This is a genomic window from Dactylosporangium sp. NPDC051541, from assembly GCF_044454505.1.
Lineage (GTDB): Bacteria > Actinomycetota > Actinomycetes > Mycobacteriales > Micromonosporaceae > Dactylosporangium.
The window spans coordinates 65,072-82,081 of record NZ_JBITDU010000007.1; the positions used below are offsets into that span (position 1 = coordinate 65,072).

At 71.5% G+C, this 17,010-nt stretch carries 17 protein-coding genes; 11 read left to right on the forward strand and 6 right to left on the reverse strand.

All coding sequences use genetic code 11. The features are described from left to right. The first annotated feature begins 103 nt into the window (after window positions 1-103). From ACIA8L_RS29410 to ACIA8L_RS29435, 6 genes are read left to right on the forward strand one after another with little or no spacing between them, the layout of a single operon-like run. Window positions 104-1,132: a LacI family DNA-binding transcriptional regulator gene (locus tag ACIA8L_RS29410; protein WP_395909773.1), complete on the forward strand. Its 1,029-nt coding sequence runs from the start codon at window positions 104-106 to the stop codon at window positions 1,130-1,132. An 11-nt stretch (window positions 1,133-1,143) separates the two neighbouring features. Continuing rightward, a complete protein-coding gene (locus ACIA8L_RS29415) occupies window positions 1,144-2,430 on the forward strand; it encodes an ABC transporter substrate-binding protein (RefSeq protein WP_395909774.1) in 1,287 nt (428 codons plus the stop codon). Beyond that, window positions 2,427-3,365 (forward strand): carbohydrate ABC transporter permease, encoded by a 939-nt coding sequence (locus ACIA8L_RS29420; RefSeq protein ID WP_395909775.1) that lies wholly within the window; start codon window positions 2,427-2,429, stop codon window positions 3,363-3,365. The genes ACIA8L_RS29415 and ACIA8L_RS29420 overlap by 4 nt, the downstream gene beginning before the upstream one ends. A 1-nt stretch (window position 3,366) precedes the next feature. Continuing rightward, the gene (locus ACIA8L_RS29425; protein WP_395909776.1) at window positions 3,367-4,197 is read left to right on the forward strand and encodes a carbohydrate ABC transporter permease; all 831 of its coding nucleotides are present in this window, start codon (window positions 3,367-3,369) and stop codon (window positions 4,195-4,197) included. A gap of 1 nt (window position 4,198) precedes the next feature. Beyond that, window positions 4,199-5,338 carry a hypothetical protein gene (locus ACIA8L_RS29430; protein ID WP_395909777.1) on the forward strand — a complete coding sequence of 380 codons (1,140 nt, stop codon included), beginning with the start codon at window positions 4,199-4,201 and terminating at the stop codon, window positions 5,336-5,338. Then, the gene (locus tag ACIA8L_RS29435; protein WP_395909778.1) at window positions 5,265-7,232 is read left to right on the forward strand and encodes a hypothetical protein; all 1,968 of its coding nucleotides are present in this window, start codon (window positions 5,265-5,267) and stop codon (window positions 7,230-7,232) included. The genes ACIA8L_RS29430 and ACIA8L_RS29435 overlap by 74 nt, the downstream gene beginning before the upstream one ends. Here the strand turns inward: ACIA8L_RS29435 and ACIA8L_RS29440 are convergent. Further along, window positions 7,213-7,767, reverse strand: coding sequence for a hypothetical protein (locus ACIA8L_RS29440; RefSeq protein ID WP_395909779.1), 555 nt, complete (start codon window positions 7,765-7,767; stop codon window positions 7,213-7,215). The two genes, ACIA8L_RS29435 and ACIA8L_RS29440, sit on opposite strands and share 20 nt — an antisense overlap. Before the next feature lie 113 nt (window positions 7,768-7,880). Between ACIA8L_RS29440 and ACIA8L_RS29445 the strand changes: the two genes are divergently transcribed. Next, window positions 7,881-9,089 (forward strand): hypothetical protein, encoded by a 1,209-nt coding sequence (locus tag ACIA8L_RS29445; RefSeq protein WP_395909780.1) that lies wholly within the window; start codon window positions 7,881-7,883, stop codon window positions 9,087-9,089. Between the two features lie 108 nt (window positions 9,090-9,197). Next, entirely contained in the window at window positions 9,198-10,262 is a 1,065-nt protein-coding gene (locus tag ACIA8L_RS29450; protein WP_395909781.1) for a cation diffusion facilitator family transporter, read from the forward strand. Between the two features lie 61 nt (window positions 10,263-10,323). On the opposite strand, the gene ACIA8L_RS29455 is transcribed toward ACIA8L_RS29450, so the two are convergent. From ACIA8L_RS29455 to ACIA8L_RS29470, 4 genes are all read right to left on the reverse strand, one after another. Further along, window positions 10,324-10,614 carry a hypothetical protein gene (locus ACIA8L_RS29455; protein ID WP_395909782.1) on the reverse strand — a complete coding sequence of 97 codons (291 nt, stop codon included), beginning with the start codon at window positions 10,612-10,614 and terminating at the stop codon, window positions 10,324-10,326. Window positions 10,615-10,641: 27 nt separating this feature from the next. After that, the gene (locus ACIA8L_RS29460; protein ID WP_395909783.1) at window positions 10,642-10,896 is read right to left on the reverse strand and encodes a hypothetical protein; all 255 of its coding nucleotides are present in this window, start codon (window positions 10,894-10,896) and stop codon (window positions 10,642-10,644) included. Window positions 10,897-11,220: 324 nt separating this feature from the next. Beyond that, complete coding sequence (locus ACIA8L_RS29465; RefSeq protein ID WP_395909784.1) at window positions 11,221-12,102, reverse strand: lysostaphin resistance A-like protein; 882 nt, start codon at window positions 12,100-12,102, stop codon at window positions 11,221-11,223. A gap of 97 nt (window positions 12,103-12,199) precedes the next feature. Beyond that, window positions 12,200-13,729, reverse strand: a complete 1,530-nt coding sequence (locus ACIA8L_RS29470; RefSeq protein ID WP_395909785.1) for an FAD-dependent oxidoreductase — start codon at window positions 13,727-13,729, stop codon at window positions 12,200-12,202. 145 nt (window positions 13,730-13,874) lie between these two features. Here ACIA8L_RS29470 and ACIA8L_RS29475 point away from each other — a divergent pair, with 145 nt between their 5' ends. After that, window positions 13,875-14,291 (forward strand): SRPBCC family protein, encoded by a 417-nt coding sequence (locus tag ACIA8L_RS29475; RefSeq protein ID WP_395909786.1) that lies wholly within the window; start codon window positions 13,875-13,877, stop codon window positions 14,289-14,291. Window positions 14,292-14,399: 108 nt separating this feature from the next. Here the strand turns inward: ACIA8L_RS29475 and ACIA8L_RS29480 are convergent, their stop codons facing one another. After that, the gene (locus ACIA8L_RS29480) at window positions 14,400-15,218 is read right to left on the reverse strand and encodes a hypothetical protein (protein ID WP_395909787.1); all 819 of its coding nucleotides are present in this window, start codon (window positions 15,216-15,218) and stop codon (window positions 14,400-14,402) included. A gap of 399 nt (window positions 15,219-15,617) precedes the next feature. Between ACIA8L_RS29480 and ACIA8L_RS29485 the strand changes: the two genes are divergently transcribed. Together ACIA8L_RS29485 and ACIA8L_RS29490 are read left to right on the forward strand one after the other, a co-directional pair. Then, complete coding sequence (locus ACIA8L_RS29485; protein WP_395909788.1) at window positions 15,618-15,935, forward strand: PadR family transcriptional regulator; 318 nt, start codon at window positions 15,618-15,620, stop codon at window positions 15,933-15,935. Further along, on the forward strand, window positions 15,932-16,948 hold the full coding sequence (locus tag ACIA8L_RS29490) for a hypothetical protein (protein ID WP_395909789.1): 1,017 nt from the start codon (window positions 15,932-15,934) through the stop codon (window positions 16,946-16,948). Before ACIA8L_RS29485 ends, ACIA8L_RS29490 begins: the two co-directional genes overlap by 4 nt. The last annotated feature ends 62 nt before the right edge of the window (window positions 16,949-17,010 follow it).

Consider the following 17,010-nt stretch of genomic DNA (forward strand, 5'->3'; position numbering starts at 1 on the left):
TATCTGGATCTTTCGACGAGATCGTCCGCTCGCCGTGCGGTGTCGTTCAAACCGGTTTAGGGTCCGATCAAACCGGTTTAGCGATGCTCGGGGAGGAAGTGCGATGACCAAGATCGGACGGCCTACGATCCGGGATGTCGCGGCCGCCGCGGGGGTCTCCAAAGGCACCGTGTCGTTCACGTTGAACGGGCGGCCGGGAGTGGCCGAGGAGACCCGGCTGCGGGTGCTCGAGGCGGCCGAGGCGCTCGGCTGGACGCCCAGCCACAAGGCCCGTGCGCTGTCGGCCTCGCGGGCGTTCGCCGTCGGGCTGGTGCTCGCCCGGGAGCCCGAACTGCTCGGCGCCGACCCGTTCTTCCCCGCCTTCATCGCCGGCGTCGAGCGTGCGCTGTCCGACGTCGGCCAGGCGCTCGTGCTGCAGGTCGTGCCGGACGCCGAGGAGGAGGCCGGCTACCGGCGGCTGGCCGCCGACGGGCGGGTCGACGGGGTGTTCCTGCTCGACCTGCGGGTCGGTGAGCCCCGGATCGCGCTGCTGCGCGAGCTCATGCTGCCGGCCGTCACGATCGCGCGGCCGGACGTGCCCAGCGGTTTTCCGGCGGTGCTCGTCGACGACCGGCCGGGCATCGCCGCCGCCGTGCGGCACCTCGTCGAGCTCGGGCACCGCCGCATCGCCCACATCGCCGGACCGGGCCGGTTCCTGCACGGCGCGAGCCGCCGCCAGGCGTTCGAGGACGTCCTGGCCGCGGAAGGCCTGACCGCCACCGCCGTGGTGGAGGCCGACTTCTCCGCCGCCGGTGGCGCGCGGGCCACCCGGGAGCTGCTGGATCTGGCCGAGCCTCCGACCGCCATCGTCTGCGCCAACGACCTGATGGCCATCGCCGGGCTGTCCGTCGCGCTGGAGTACGGCATCGCCGTGCCGTCGCAGCTGTCGTTCACCGGCTTCGACAACACCGAACTGTCCGGATACATCGCCCCGCCGCTCACCACCGTCAGCACGGACCCCTACCTGTGGGGCCGGCTGGCGGCCGACACCCTGTTGAGTTCCATCGCCGGTGAACCGGTCGACGACGTGGCCGTTCCGCCGGCCGCGCTCGTCGTCCGGGGCTCGACCGCGCCGGCACCTTCCGCACGTTGAACGGAGTCGCAATGAAGCGCATCCTCCCCGCCGCCGTCATACCACTCGCGCTCGTCCTCGCCGCCGGCTGTGACGGCCAGGGCGGCGGCGACGCCTCCCAGGCCAACGCGGCCAAGGGTGAGATCAATATCTGGCTGTCCAACAATCCGGACGAGCTGGCCTGGGGCAAGGCCATGGTCGAGCAGTGGAACGGGGCCCACGCCGATCAGAAGATCACCGCCCAGGAGATCCCGGCCGGCAAGACCTCCGAAGAGGTCATCGGGGCCGCGATCACGGCCGGCAACGCACCGTGCCTGATCTTCAACACATCGCCGGCCGCCGTGCCGGGCTTTCAAAAACAAGGTGGTCTGGTACCGCTCGACACGTTCGACGGCGCCGCGAAGTACATCAGCGATCGCACCGGGGCCACGGCCGACCAGTACAAGTCGCCCGACGGCAAGTTCTATCAGCTGCCGTGGAAATCCAACCCGGTCATGATCTTCTACAACAAGGACCTCTTCGCCAAGGCCGGCCTGGACCCGGAGAAGCCCGCGCTGGCCACCTACGACGACTTCCTCGCGGCCGCCCGGAAGATCAAGTCCAGCGGGGCCGCCCCGGCCGCCATCTACCCCGCGCCGTCGAGCGAGTTCTTCCAGCCGTGGTTCGACTTCTACCCGCTCTTCGCCGCCGAGACCGGTGGCAAGCAACTGGTGGAGAACGGCAAGGCCCAGTTCAACAGCCCGGAGGGGCAGAAGGTCGCCGCGTTCTGGAAGACCCTCTACGACGAGGGCCTGGCGCCGAAGGAGACCTACAACGGCGACTCGTTCGCCGACCAGAAGGCGGCCATGGCGATCGTCGGCCCCTGGGCGATTCCGGTCTACAAGGACAAGGTGAAGTGGGGCGCGGTGCCGGTGCCGACGTCCACCGGCAAGCCGGCCGAGCAGATCAAGACCTTCAGTGACGCCAAGAACGTCGCCATGTACAGCGCCTGCAAGAACCGGGCCACCGCGTGGGAGGTCATGAAGTTCGCCACCAGCAAGGAGCAGGACGGCGAGCTGCTGAACAAAACCGGTCAGATGCCGCTGCGCAGCGACCTGCAGGCGGCCTACCCGGACTACTTCACCAAGAACCCGGCCTACACCCAGTTCGCCGCGCAGGCCAGCCGCACCGTCGAGGTGCCGAACGTGCCCAACTCCGTCGCGATCTGGCAGGCGTTCCGCGACGCCTACTCCAACGCGGTGATCTTCGGCAAGCAGCCGGTGAACGACGCGCTGTCCGGCGCCGAGTCCAAGGTCAACCAGCTGGCCAGCGGGTCATGACGACCGCCGCCCGCGCCGACGGTGTCGCGGGCGGCAAGGTTCGTAGCCCCGGCAACCGGGTGGCGACCGTCCTCGGCCGCCACCCGGTGGGCATGATCCTGGCCGCACCGTACGCCGTCTACATCGTCGTCATCTTCGCCTACCCGCTCGGGTTCGCGATCTGGATGAGCTTCCACGACTACTTCTTCGCCGCCCCCGGCGCCGTCGTCGACACCCCGTTCGTCGGCCTCGACAACTACCGGGCCGTGCTCAGCGACCCGGGCGTGCGCAAGGCGTTCTGGAACATCCTGGTCTTCTGGGTCATCAACGTGCCGCTCACCACCGCGCTCGCGCTGATCCTGGCCAACGCCCTGAACCGGGTCGTGCACGCCCGCACGTTCCTGCGGATCGCGTTCTACGTGCCGTACGTGACGGCCAGCGTCGCCGTCGTCGGCGTGTGGCTGTTCCTGTTCAACTCCGGCGGCCTGGTCAACAAGGTCCTCGGCCCGCTCGCCCCGGACCCGTCGTGGCTGGTCAACGAGCGCCTGGCGATGCCGGTCATCGCCGTGTTCGTGACCTGGAAGCAGCTCGGCTTCTTCATCCTGCTGTACCTCGCCGCGCTGCAGAACGTGCCGAAGGAGCTCTACGAGGCGGCCTCCGTCGACGGCGCCTCGGCCTGGCAGCGATTCTGGTCGGTGACCGTCCCGGCGGTCCGCCCGGCCACGGCCCTCGTGGTGATCCTGGCCATCATCACCGGCGGCAACCTCTTCACCGAGCCCTACCTGCTCACCGGCGGCGGCGGCCCGGACGGGGCGTCGGCGTCACCGGTCCTGGTGATGTATCAGCGCGGACTCCAGCAAGGCGAACCCGACTTCGCCGCCGCACTCGGCGTGCTGCTGGTCATCGGCGTGCTGCTGGTCTCCTGGATCAGCCGGCGATTCATCGAGAGGGACTGACATGACCAGGGCAAGTGCATTTCTCCGGTACGGCCTGCTGCTGCTCGGCGCTCTGGTGTTCCTGTTCCCGTTCTACTACATGCTCATCGGCTCCCTGCAGTCCGAGCCGGACACCTCGGTCGCCGGCGCGTTCCCGTCGTCCGGGCTGACACTGCACAACTACGCCGACATCAACTCCCGGGTCGACCTGCTGCGCTCGCTGCTCAACTCCGGCATCTTCACCGGCGGCGTGCTGCTCGGCACGGTCGTCTTCGGTGTCCTCGCCGGCTACGCCCTCGCGCGCCTGCAGTTCCGGGGCCGCGGGGCGCTGTTCGGTCTCGTCCTGCTGATCCAGGTGATCCCGTTCCAGCTGCTGCTGATCCCGCTCTACGTGCTCATCGTGCGCGGCTACGGGCTGGCCGACTCCTACCTGGGCATGATCCTGCCGTTCGCCATCAACACCACCGCGGTGTTCATCTTCCGCCAGTTCTTCCTCCAGCTGCCCGACGACCTGTTCGCCGCCGCCCGCCTCGACGGCGCCGGCGAGCTGCGGATCCTCTGGTCGGTCGCCCTGCCCCTGGTGCGCCCGGCCCTGCTGACCGCGGTCCTGCTCACGTTCATCGGGCCGTGGAACGAGTTCCTCTGGCCGTTCCTGATCACCAAGGACGCGACCATGCAGCCCCTGGCGGTCTCCCTCGCGAACTACATCAGCAACGTGTCGGCCCGGGCGGCGAACCCGTTCGGCGCCATCCTCGCCGGCGCCTGTGTGCTGGCCGCCCCGGCGGTCGGCCTGTTCATCGCCTTCCAGCGCCAGTTCGTCTCCACCGACATCAGCTCCGGGGTGAAAGGTTGACATGGTTCCATACACGATGACCCGGCTCGGCATGGTGATGGCCCCCGATCCCGGCGAACCGCTCGAGGCCGAGGGTGTGCTCAACCCGGCCAGCGGGCGGACACCGGACGGTCGGCTGCACCTGCTGCCGCGCATGGTCGCCACCGGCAACGTCTCGCGGGTCGGCCTGGCCGAGGTCGAGGTGCGCGACGGTGTCCCGGCCGGGGTACGCCGCCAGGGTGTCGTCCTGGCCCCGGACGAGGGCTGGGAGCGCGGCCTGCACAACGCCGGCGTCGAGGACCCGCGCACGACCTGGGTGCCGAGCCTGGGCCGGCACCTGATGACGTACGTCGCGTTCGGCCCGCTCGGCCCGCGCCTGGCCCTGGCCGTCTCGGCCGACCTGCGCACGTGGCAGCGCCTCGGGCCGGTCCAGTTCGCCTACCAGCCGGGCCTGGACACCGACCTGAACCTGTTTCCCAACAAGGACGCGGTCTTCTTCCCCGAGCCGGTCCCGGGACCGGACGGGCGGCCGAGCTACGCGATGCTGCACCGGCCGATGTGGGACCTCGGCTGGTTCCGCCCGGGCGAGGGAGTACACCTGCCGGCTGGGTTGTCCGATGAGCGGCCCGGGATCTGGATCTCCTATGTCCCGGCCGATGAGGCTCAGGCTGATCTCGGCGCGCTGGCCCGGCCGCGCGAGCACCGGTGCGTGGCCCTGCCGCGGTTCGAGTGGGAGGCCCTGAAGATCGGGGCCGGTCCGCCGCCGCTGCGGGTGCCGGAGGGCTGGCTGCTCATCCATCACGGGGTCAGCGGATACATCCCGCCCGGGTTCGATCCGGAGGGGCAGCGGGCCACCTACGCCGCCGGTGCGATGCTCCTCGACCTCGCGGACCCGGCGCGGGTGATTGACCGTACCCCCGAACCGATCTTTGTCCCGGAAACCCACGACGAACGGCACGGGACGGTGTCGAACGTGGTTTTTCCCACCGCCATCGAGGAGGTCGACGGCGTCCGCTATGTCTTCTACGGCATGGCCGACGCCCGGATCGGCGTCGCTCGGCTGGATCGAGTCACCGAAGGAGTGAGCCATGAAGCGACGGTCCGTATTGGTCGGCAGCGGTCTGGCGATGACCGCGCCGCTGCTGACCTCAACGCCGGCTGAGGCCCGCCCGGCCCGGCTGACCAACCTCGCGCACCTCGACTTCCTGCGCGATACCGTGACGGTCGGCGGCACGGAGCTCGGCGTGCTGTGGACCTACGCCGAGCCGAATCCGGACGGGACGTACCGGCGGATCGGGGGCGGGTCCTATGACCCGGCCACCGACACCTACGGGCAGGGCGCGTTCAACTCCGACGACATCGCCCGGGCGGCGGTCGTGTACCTGCGCCACTGGCGCCAGACCGGCTCCGCGAGCAGCCGGGCCGCGTCCCACGACCTGCTGCGCGGCCTGACCTACTTCCAGACCACGACCGGCCCCAACGCCGGCAACATGATCCTCTGGATGCAGCCCGGCGGCACCCTCAACCCGAGCGCCGATCCGCCGGACGCCCCGGATCCGTCGGACAGCGGCCCGTCGTACTGGCTCGCCCGCACCGTGTGGGCACTGGGCGAGGCCTACGCCGTCTGGCGCACCGCCGACCGGGCCTTCGCGCAGTTCCTGCGGCAGCGCCTCGACCTCGCCATCGCCGCTCTGGACCGGCAGGTGCTGCGGCGGTACGGCACGTGGCAGACCGTCGACGGGCGGCGCACGCCGGCCTGGCTCATCGTCGACGGCGCCGACGCCACCGCCGAAGCGGTCCTGGGACTGGCCGCCTACGTCGAAGCCGGCGGGGGAGAACCGGCCCGCCGGGCGCTGCGGCAGTTCGCGGAGGGCATCGCGGCGCTGTCCGACGGCGACGCCCGGACGTGGCCGTTCGGCGCCGTCCGGCCGTGGGCGCTGTCGCTGTCGGACTGGCACGCCTGGGCCTCGCAGATGCCGGCCGCCCTGGCCCGGGCGAGCAAGGTCCTCGGCGACGCCCGGCTGGCCGGCCCGGCCGTGACCGACGCGGCCACGTTCACGCCGTGGCTGCTCACCTCCGGCGGTCCGGACAACGGCCGCCTGCCCGCCCGCATCGACCGCAGCCAGATCGCCTACGGCGTCGACTCGCGGCTGCAGTCACTGCTCGCCGTGGCCGCCACGACCGGCCGCGACGGCTTCCGCCTGGTGGCCGGGGTGCTGGCCGCCTGGTACTTCGGGGCCAACGCGGCGGGTGTCGCGGCGTACGACCCCGCGACGGGCCGCACCGTCGACGGCATCGCCGGGGACGGCACGGTGAACCACAACGCGGGCGCCGAGTCGACCATCCACGGGCTGCTGAGCATGCTGGCTCTGGACGCCGACCCGCAGGTGGCCGCCCTGGCTCGACAGGGTCACATCGCGGACCGGGTCGGCTCGACGACGGTGGAGGCCGAGCAGTCCACAGTGGCCGGTGGCGCCACCGTGGTCACGCCACCGTCGGCGTGGACCGGCGAGTCGCAGTACAGCAACGGCAGCTACGTCCAGCTCGTGGACCATTCGTCGGTGCGGTTCTCGCTGCCTTCGTTCGACCAGCCGCAATTGGTACTGCCGATCGTCCTGCTCCAGCCCGGCAGTGCGACGGTGACGAGGTGGTCGAGCGCGAACCGGGTCCTGGGAACCGTGCAGCACGGCCGGATCGGGCCGCAGGGCACCTCACCCGCACCCGGCACGCTGCTCCCGGTCACTCTGGACGGCGAACTGCCGGCGGGGCGTACCGACCTCGTGGCCACGGCTTCGGGCGGCGCTGCGGTGCTCGACGCGGTGCTGCTCGAACCGCTGGTCTCCCGGTACGTCATCGACGGTGGCGGGCACGCGACGGTACTGCTGCGAAGTGCGGCCCGCACGGCGCAGACGGTGACGGTCGCGGTGCCCGGCTCCGGCCCCGCCGTGCTCGAGACCTACGACGACACCGGCATACGCCGCCGCCGCGACACCGCGTCGGGCTCCACCGTGCGGGCACTCGTGTTGCCCGGCGGCTTCACCGTCGTGCGGCGGTAAGCCCGAGCCGCACCGACCACAGCGCCACGAGCCCGGCCGCGGCCACCAGCCAACCGGCGGCCCGGGTGAGGATCGTCTCGGCTCCGACCGGGGCGAACCACCCGTGCCGCGAGGCCAGCACCGGCACCGTGTCGCCGACCCGCGGTCGCTCGAGACCGAGGAACCCGATGCGCCCCAGGGGTTCCTCGGTCGCCGGGTCGGCCACTTCGACCTGCGACTGCCGGTTGCCTTCCGAACCGCCGTACCTGAACCCGGTGATGGTGGCGTCCACTCGCCGCCCATCGACGGCGAGGTAACAGGGCGCCGCGCCGAGCAGCAGCAGGACCCCGACGGTGGCGTAGGCGACGAGCAACCCGAACGCCTCGAGCTCGAACGACGCCTCGGCGGCGAGCATGGCCACGAAGCAGGTCAGAGCGAGCAGCCCGAACCCGCCGAGCGACCAGAACCCACCGCCCCCGGCGACCAGCCCGGCCAGCGTCCCGCCGGCGACCATGACGACGGCGCCCACGATGCTCGCCCTCAACTCGCGCGGCACACATGCACGATAGTCGAGGACCCGAAAGCCCGCCGCCGGAGCGACGTTCCACGTGTGGTGGTGCCGCAAGCAGGCCCGCGTTCGGCGTGCGGGCATTCGCTACCGTGCATGCCATGAACGATCCGTTGCGGCCGAACCTGTTGACGAAGATGCGTGCCTCACTGGCCGGGGAGCGTGACGCCGCGGTTCTCGAGGCGCTGCGTGCGGCCGGCAAGATCGCCTACGACGAGCTGCTCGCGGCGGAGAAGGCGCGGGACCAGCTGGCGGCCGCGGGCACCAATCTGTGGGACGCGCCGCCGGCGGTCGGGAGTCAGCTGCTGGCCGCGTGGAACGCGTTCGTGCTGCAGACGTTGGGCGAGCAGTTCCTCGACGCGGACTACTCGGCGAATCCGCGGACGGTCGGGTTCGTCCCGGCGGTCACGTCCGACCAGGTCTCGGCGTGGTTCAGTGCCGTCGAAGGGTGGATCTCCCGCGGCCGGCAGGCGCGGGTCAACCCCGACTACGACATCACGGCCGAGCTGGCCCTGCCGGCCGGTCTCCCGGCGTGGGCGGAGGTGGAGCCGTGCCCGCAGGAGCACCTGGCGGCGCTGCTGGCCGCGATCCCACCGGTGCGCGAGCACGTCGATGTGGCGCTGTACTCGCTGGAACGCGCCGGTGTCCCCGCCGACCGGCAGGCGGCGGTGAACCGGCTCAAGCAGCTCGCGGCGGAGGCGGCCGCGGCGGCGGACTACGCGGTCGGGCTGCGCAGCGTGCGGCACAACGCGACGCTGCACGAGCTGGTCGAGAACAATCTCAAGCAGGCTCTCGAGCTGTGGTTCCACGCGGGCCAGCTGGCGGCCATGCCGCGCCTGCTCGACACCTATCGGGCCATCCGCCCGGCCGGTAGGCCCGACCCGGCGACCCTGCCCGGCGGGTCCCGGTTCGACCCGTGGTGCCTCACCGACCCGCTCACGCTCAAGCGCTGGCAGAAGGACAAGAAGGCGAAGCAGGCGATCGCGGAGCTGTGGCAGTACGACCCGGACCCGGCCGCGACCCTGGCCCTCAAGGCGCAGATCGACGCGCTGGTGGCCGCCGGCGACGTAGCGGTCCTGCGGACCCGTGACGGCAGCAGCTGCTACTACGAGTGCCCGTGGTCGGCGCTGTACGAGGTCCGGCGCCCGGTCCGGGTAGCCGGGCGGGACCTGCGGGTGTTGCAGCAGTTCGCGTTGCAGGCGGCGGCCGACGACGTGCTGCGCGGCAAGCCCTTCCAGCGCGGCGTCATCGTGGGGCCGTTCCAGACGACCGACGAGGTCGAGTACTGCGACCCCGACGGCCTGCACTGAGCCGATGGTGGGCGCGGCCGCGGTCGCGCCCGTCCGGCTTGTGTGGAGAAGGTACCGTGATGACACATGCGTGATTGCGCATAAGTCGAGTCGGGAGGGCCGCTCGTCATGAGCAGCAGCGACACCGGGCACCAGGACCATGACCATGACCACGGCGAGCACGGGCATGAGGAGCACGCCGGGCACGGTCACGCCGGGCACGGCCACGGTGTCTCGGCGGACGCCGACCGGCGCTGGCTCACCCTGGCCCTGAGCCTGATCGGCGTCTTCATGGCCGGTGAGGTCGTCGTCGGCCTGATCGCGCGCTCACTGGCCCTGCTTTCCGACGCGGCGCACATGCTCACCGACGCCGGAGCGATCGTGCTCGCGCTGGTGGCGATGCGACTGGCGGCGCGGCCCCCGAAGGGTGGGTTCACCTTCGGCCTGAAGCGGGCCGAGATCCTGTCGGCGCAGGCTAACGGGCTGACGATGATCCTGCTCGGACTGTGGCTCGGCGTCGAGGCGGTGCGCCGGCTCGTCGACCCGCCGGAGGTCGCCGGCGGGCTGGTGTTGGTCACGGCATTGGCCGGCATCGTCGTCAACCTGGCCGCGGCCTGGGCGATGTCCAAGGCCAACCGGTCCAGCCTCAACGTCGAGGGCGCGTTCCAGCACATCCTCAACGACCTGTTCGCGTTCGTCGCCACCGCCGTCGCCGGCGTCATCATGGTGCTGACCGGCTTTACCCGGGCCGACCCCATCGCCACGCTGGTCGTCGTCGCGCTGATGTTCAAGGCCGGCTACGAACTGATCCGGGCGTCCGGGCGGATCTTCCTCGAGGCGGCCCCGACCGGCATCGACCCGCCCGCGCTCGGGACCCGGCTGGCCGGGATGCCGGACGTGGTCGAGGTGCACGACCTGCACGTCTGGGAGATCACGTCGGGTCAGCCGGCGATGTCGGCCCACGTGCTCGTCGCCGAGGGGCGCGACTGCCACGCCGTGCGCGCCGGGATCGAAGAACTGCTGCGGCGGGAGTACAAGATCACGCACAGCACCCTGCAGGTCGACCACGCCGACACCGACCCCACCGTTTCCACCGGCTACGAGGTGAGCCTGGACGGCCCCGATCCGCACTGCGAGGACTCGCACGGGGCCTCATACCGGCCGTCGGCCGCACCGGCCGCGCCGGGCGCCTGACCTACATCGCCGGCCGCGTCCGGGGCCCAGGGAGCGTATCGGTCAGTCAAGCCGGCCGTGCTCAGCGACCGACTCTCCGCGTTTGCTCGACGTCTTGGCTCCACTGCCAGCGGACGCGGTAACAGTGGTACAACTTCGGTAGATCCTGCTGAATCGTCAGCCGCCCGTCCGCGTCGAACTCACAGTCGACGGTCGTGAACGGGTGCGGCGCGTCAACCGATCGGAGTACCTCGAGCCAGGCCTGCCGCCCCCGGCGCAACGACTGCGGGATGACCACCTCGAACGAGATGCGATACGTAGGATCGTGGGTGGTCGAGGACAGGAACGGGCTCGAATGCCGCCAGTCGAGCATCGGCGGCATTGTGGCCCGGCTGTGGCCTCAGGTCCTTGTCTTTCCGCTCCAGGAGAAGCAGTCGGCGTAGCTGACGAGATGGTCCTGCATCGCGCGCACCCGGTAGCGGCGCGAGTACTGCAGTTCGCCGTGCTCGGTGACCTGACACCCATTGATTCGCGAGAGGACCTCGAATTTCGGGTCGGACGGTGGGTATGACGAATCGTAGAGAGCGCCGGCGTGAGGCGCCTTCCGCCCCACCGCGAGTCGCCGGAACGCCAGCGTGCAGGCCAGGCCGGCCAAGGCGGTGAAGGGTCAGCGGCTGTAGCCCAGCCGTTGCGACCCTATCGATTCGGATATCGATCGTCGTACGTCGCAGGCTGGTTCTTAGTATCCGCCGAGAATTCGGTGCGCACGCATGTAAATACCGTCACGTGAGTCGAGTGAATGACGCTTCCAAGTGTCGTTTCGGCATGGCCCGGACGGTATGCCACGGGCCATGCCGCACTTCACGGCGATCAATCACCCATAACGGACTCCAATAACAATAAATTGTCTTATATCTGGAATCGCGACGACTGTAGCAGTGCGGCACGGATCATTGATGGCCGGGCGCACTTGTTCAGTTCACTGGCCCTGGTCGCGCACGGCCGGGCGCCGGTGCGGGTGGCCGGCCCGGGCCGCGCGGCGCAGCACGACGGCCGCCGCCAGCACGCACAGGGCCAGCGCGATCAGGCTCGCCTCCGGGCCGAACGTTCCGCCCGTCAGGGCCGTCGGCCCGGAGGCCAGCGTGGTGTGCAGCAGCCCCGTGTCGGTACCGCCGATGCTGCTGGAAGTGGGCAGCCCGAAGATGCCGATGTGCGCGAAATCCCAGGCGAAGTGCAGCCCGATCGGCAGCCACAGGGACCGGGACAGCAGGTAGCAGGCGGCGGTCAGCGTGCCGCCTTCGATGCCCAGCGCCAGCGTTCCCCAGAGGGTGGCGCGGTCATTGGTGAGGTGCGTCAGGCCGAAGATCAGCGATGACGCCACGACGGCGGTCGCGCTGCCGAACCGTTCGTCCAGGACCCGGAACACGACGCCGCGGAACAGGAGCTCCTCGTTGACCGCGATGCTGGCCACCGCGCCGATGCTGGCGGCGAACCCGCCGATCGACCCCCAGCCGACCTGTTCCCAGCCGCCGAAGACGGCGATGAGCAGCATCATCGTGGTGAACAGGGCGAGGCCGAGCACGGCGCCCCGGGCCATGCCGCGCCACCGGCCGGTCCGGGCCAGCTCCGGGACCGTCTCGCGGGCCTCGACCCGGCGCGACAGCCAGTGATAGACGCCCAGGGCCGCCGCCGCGGTGGCGAGGCCGACGGGGAGCGCGAGGAACGCGCTGCCGTCCGCGAGCACGTTGATAGCTCGAGTCGCCACGAGTACCGCGAGGAGCGCGACGATCAGCACGGGGACCCGGAACCGCCGCAGTCGGCGCCGCGCCGGCGTGAGATCGGTGAGGTGGCTCGGCTGCATCGGATCCTCCGAAGTGACATCGAGGTATGTGACTCGATCGACACTAGGTTCGGCGGATCCGCGTTCCATCACCCTCGGGTGGGCAGTGCCGTGTAGCTCAGGCGGGGGACAGCTGGGCCCGGTTGCCCACCGGGACCCGCCCGGCGAGGAGGCCGGTGGGCGGGATCGAGTACACCGGCACGGGCGCGACGCCGTATGCCGCGAAGACGGCGTTCACCGCCAGCGCCGCGGACGTGGCGGCCCGCTCCATCAGCGCCGTCGGGATGGGCATGCGCACCCAGTCGCCGGCCAGGTACAGCCCCGGCGTGCCGGTGACCGGTCCGGGGCGGGTGGCGTCGCTGCCGACATTGAACGCGGGCGCGTCGGCGGACACCCGCTCGTCGACGTCGAGGACCGTCAGGTCGCGCGCCTCCGGCCACAGCGCGCCGAGCTCATCGCGCATCCGGCGGCCCAGCTCGTCGGCGGGGACGTCCGGGTCGGCCGCGTACGCGTGCAGCTCGATGACGGCACCGCCGGAGCGCCGCGACCACTGCCCGGCGGGCCGGGTCAGGCGGTGGTAGAGGGTCACCGAGTCGAGCGTCGCCTCGCGGGAGACGCCGGTGAAGACGGAGCGGCTCGCGGCGACGTCGCGGTCCGTCCAGATGCGGCTGACCGCGTACGGCGCGGTGGTGCGGATCGCCGCGAGCTGCTCGGCCAGGGGTGCGGGCAGGCCGTCCGACGCGGCCGCGATGCGCCGGGTCGAGGCCGGGTCGGCGGCCAGGACGACGTGGTCGGCGGTCAGCTGCTCGCCGCCGGTGAGGGTGACCGTCCAGCCCGGTGCGACGCGGTCGACCGCCGTGCCGGTGCGGATGTCCGCGCCCAGGGCCCGCAGTTGCGCCGCGAGCGGTGACCAGATGCCGGTCTCGTAGTCCTGGTCCGGGGCGTCCATGTCGAGGCCCTCGGGGTTGCGCAGGAAGTAGAAGTGGAACTGCATGAGCATCTCGGCGGCGGACATGTCGCGCTCGTGGTTGAAGAAGGAGTGCGCGAAGACGTCGAACAGCATGGCCCGGGCCCGGTCGGGCAGTCCGAGCGAGTCGAGCAGCGCGCTCGCCGGCATGGTGTCGTACTCCCGGTAGGTCGACTCCCGCGAGTAGCTCAGCAGCGGCAGGGCGGCATTGCGGTCCATGCCGCGCAGGTCCCGCAGGCGCAGGCTCGGTGAGCGCAGCAGCAGCGCCAGCAGGTTGATCGGCGGTGTGCCGGGCAGTCCGGTGAAGTTCTCCTCCGGCCAGCGGCGCGACACGATCGGGTAGCGGCCGACCGGGCGCAGGAACGTCAGGCGGTTGTCGACGCGCCGCAGGATGTTGCGCCAGTTGTAGTATTGCCGGAAGAAGCCGTGGAACCCATGGTCGACCATGTGGGTCGTGCCGTCGGCGATCCGCCGGGGCCAGGCGTTGAGCCGGCCGCCGAGCTGGGCCTGGCGCTCCAGCAGCGTCACGGCGACGCCCCGCTCGGCCAGCAGCAGCGCCGCGCTCACGCCCGCGATGCCACCGCCGACCACGATCGCGCGGACGCCGTCGGGCACCCGGCGGGGCAGGTCGGGCCGGCTGCGGACGAATCGGTGCGGGCGGTTGCCGAAGAGCGGATGCACGGACTCCGTTGTACCTGGCCATCTGACATCAACGCGAAATTCGACGCAGCCGCTCGTGGGGCCGATTCGCCTCCCGGGAGCGCGGTGGCGGCGTAGCGTTGGAAACGACGCAGCAATCGACGCAACCTCGGCAGGGAGATATGTCATGCTTCTGACCCAGGAGGCGGTCCGGGTAGCGGTTCCCGCCATGTCCGCGTACGAGCATCTGGTCCACTTCGAGCAGTACCCGCGGTTCATGTCCGGGGTGCTCGCCTGCACCCCGGCGAATGACTCCAGCGCACACCTCACCCTGGACGCGGGCGGCTGCCGCGTCGACCTCGACGCCGTGCTCGCCGAGGTCCGGCCGGGCGCGTTCGTGCGCTGGGAGAGCGCGGCGATGACCGAGTCGTTCTGGCTCGAGGAAACCCCCGACGGGCACACGGACGTGGCCGCCGCCGTGGAGTTCGACGACCCGCGGGTGCGGCTGTACAGCGAGGTGCCGGAGCACGTCCTGCGCAGCCGGCTGCGGATGGACCTGAAGGGCTTCAAGCGCCTGTGCGAGGAGTCCGGCGCGGCCCACTGACCATGCCGCCGGTCCGCGTCCGGACAGCCCGGAGCTTCACGCGTCGGCGGGCTCGGGCGGGGCGCCGTGTTCTCGCCCGGCCCGAGCGGCGCACGGCGGCGACCGGTGTCACGCGATGGCGGCTCGGTCAATGCTCGTCGTGACTTCGCCGTCCGGTCGGGCGCGCGCGGCGGCGAGCACGGTGATCAGCAGCGCGATCGCCAGCAGGGTGCCGAGCATGAGGAGGCCGACCGGGTCGACGAGCCGGTGCGGGCCGACCGGGCCGACCGGCGTCGGCGGCGCGGCGCTGGTGACCCAGCGGCCCAGGTGCGGCAGGCCGACGTCGATCAGTTCGCCGGCGAGCAGCGCGACGGTGACGGCGGCGAGGAGGCCGGCCGCGGCGGCGTGGGCCGGCGACATGTGTCGCAGCCCGGTCCACTGCACGGCGGCCAGCGCGGCCAACGCGAGCGCAAGCACGGTGGGTGCGTTGGACTGCGGGACGTCGGGCTGCATCAGGCACAGCAGCGCCCACAGCGCGAACGCGGCCAGGCCCGCGAGCCCGCCGGCGGCCACCGCGGCCGACGGCACCCGGACGCGGCGCGCGGTGATCGCCAGGATGGCCAGGAGCTGCGCCGACAGCATCACTGTCCACACGATCGACACCGCCGGGTCGATGCTGTCAGGGTGCGGCTCCGCCCGCGCCGCCTCGATGTCGCCGACCACGTCGAGGGCCACCGCGGCGCAGGCGGCGGCGCGCAGCCCGGCGCCGAGGCGGCCGGCGGCGGCGCCGAGCGCGATCGGGAGCCACGCCAGCACGGCCACCGCCGTCAGCGCCAGCACCATGGCGTAGGCCTGGTGGCGCAGCGAGGCGCCCGGGATCCGGGCCGCGTCGAGCAGTCCGGCGACCGCGAGCACGACGGCCGCCACCGGGACCAACAATCGCTTCATAGCCAAACTCTATCTATACAGAGTTACGCGCCGGATCGGTCGAACGTCTATGTCTGCCGCGCGCCGGCCCGAGTTCGCGCAGCCGCAGCCTCCCTGACCGTCGCCGAATGCCATCAGCTCACCTCAGAGCGGTCGACGGTGAAAGCCAAGGGCGACGGAGTGGCTGGTCGGACGATGCCCACAACGTTCTCTACGTAGATAGAGTTGTCGGGTGGCTCCTGGCGGGCGTGATAGCGCGGACCGGTTGATGGCGGTCGCGGTGCGGCTCGAACCGGCGGCCCCCAGACCTGGTCGAGCCGGTCGTCACCAGCTCCCTGGTTCTCTCGTTGCCGGCGCTGCCGTCGACGGTAGCGACAGCGTGACCCTGTGGCGACTCGACCAGCGGAATGGAGCTGTGCGTTGACGCGAGGCCGACGGCCGTCGCCGCAGACCATAGCCGTGCTGCAGGCGCTGGCGGCCGACCCGAGCCGCTCGCGCTACGGCTACGAACTGGGCCAGGAGGTCGGGCTGAAGGCCGGCTCGCTGTACCCGATCCTGATCCGGCTGACCGACCGCGGCCTGCTCGACGCGTCATGGGAGACCGATCCGCCGGCGGGTCGTCCGCCGCGGCACTTGTACCGGTTGACCGACGCCGGCGTCGCGGCGGCGGCGGAGCTCGCACGGACGGCGGCCAAGCCCGTCCAGGCGACCCGCACCGAACTGCGCGGTGCCTGGTGAGCCGCGCGCGCCGCGACGGCCCGGGCCGGCTGCTGGCGCTGGCGACGTGGCTGCTGCCGGCCGGTCGCCGCGACTGGGGTCTGGCCATGTGCGCCGAGTCCGCGGCCATCCAGCCCGCCCGGGAACGATGGCGGCATGCGCTGGGCTGCATGCGCGTGGTGCTGGTCCAGCCGGCCGTGTTGCGGACGATCGGCTACCCGTTGCTGGCCGTCGCTGCGTTCGGCGGTGCGCTGCGCTGGTCGGCCGGCATCGCCTACGCGCCGCTGCGCTGGGGCGTCGTGGCCGTCGTGACGCTGCTGCTGGGCATAGCCTGGTGGGGTCGCCACCGCGGCGTGCTGGGCCCGGTCGGCGCCGGCCCGGTCGCGCGGGCGCTTCGGGCCGGCGGTGCGGCCCTGGTCGGCGCGCTGGCCGCCACGTTCGCGTCCGCCGCCGGCTCGCACGGCCCACCCCAGGAACAAGCCACGGTCGGGCTTCCGGTGTTCGGGGTCATCCTGACGGTCTGTCTGCTGGCGGTGCTGGCGGTGACCGCCGAACGTACGGATCTGTCCGGGCCGGCGCTGCGCACCGGCGCGGCGGCCTCGGTCGCGGCGGCCGGCTGGTGGCTGACCGCCCAGCTCGTGGCCCCGCCCATCCCGGGGAGCGCCGGCGGTGCGGTGGTCGTGACCGGATTCGGCGTCGCGGCGGCGGTCTTCCTCGGTGCGCGGCGCCAGGACCGGGTCCGAGCGATCTGGCTGGTTGCGTTGTGCGTGGCCGCCCTGACCCCGTTGCTGCTTTTCGCGGAGGTGCTCGTGCTGTCGACGTACGGCCCGGCCCGGCTGATCCCGGATCTGGTGCCGATGGCGCTCAGCCCGGCCGACGACCTCGCCAACAGCCGGATCGAGGTGCAGGACCCCTATGTCGCCCTGCTGTTCCTCGCCGGGCTCGCCGCGCTCGTGCTGGTCGTCGTGGCCGCCGCGGGTCGCCGGCCGGCCGCGCACGAAGTCCGTACGATCGCAGAGGTCCGTAACGACTGAACGCCGCGCGCCGTGGTGCACGCACGCAGTGACCGGCCGCCCGCCCGGTACCCGAATCCGGA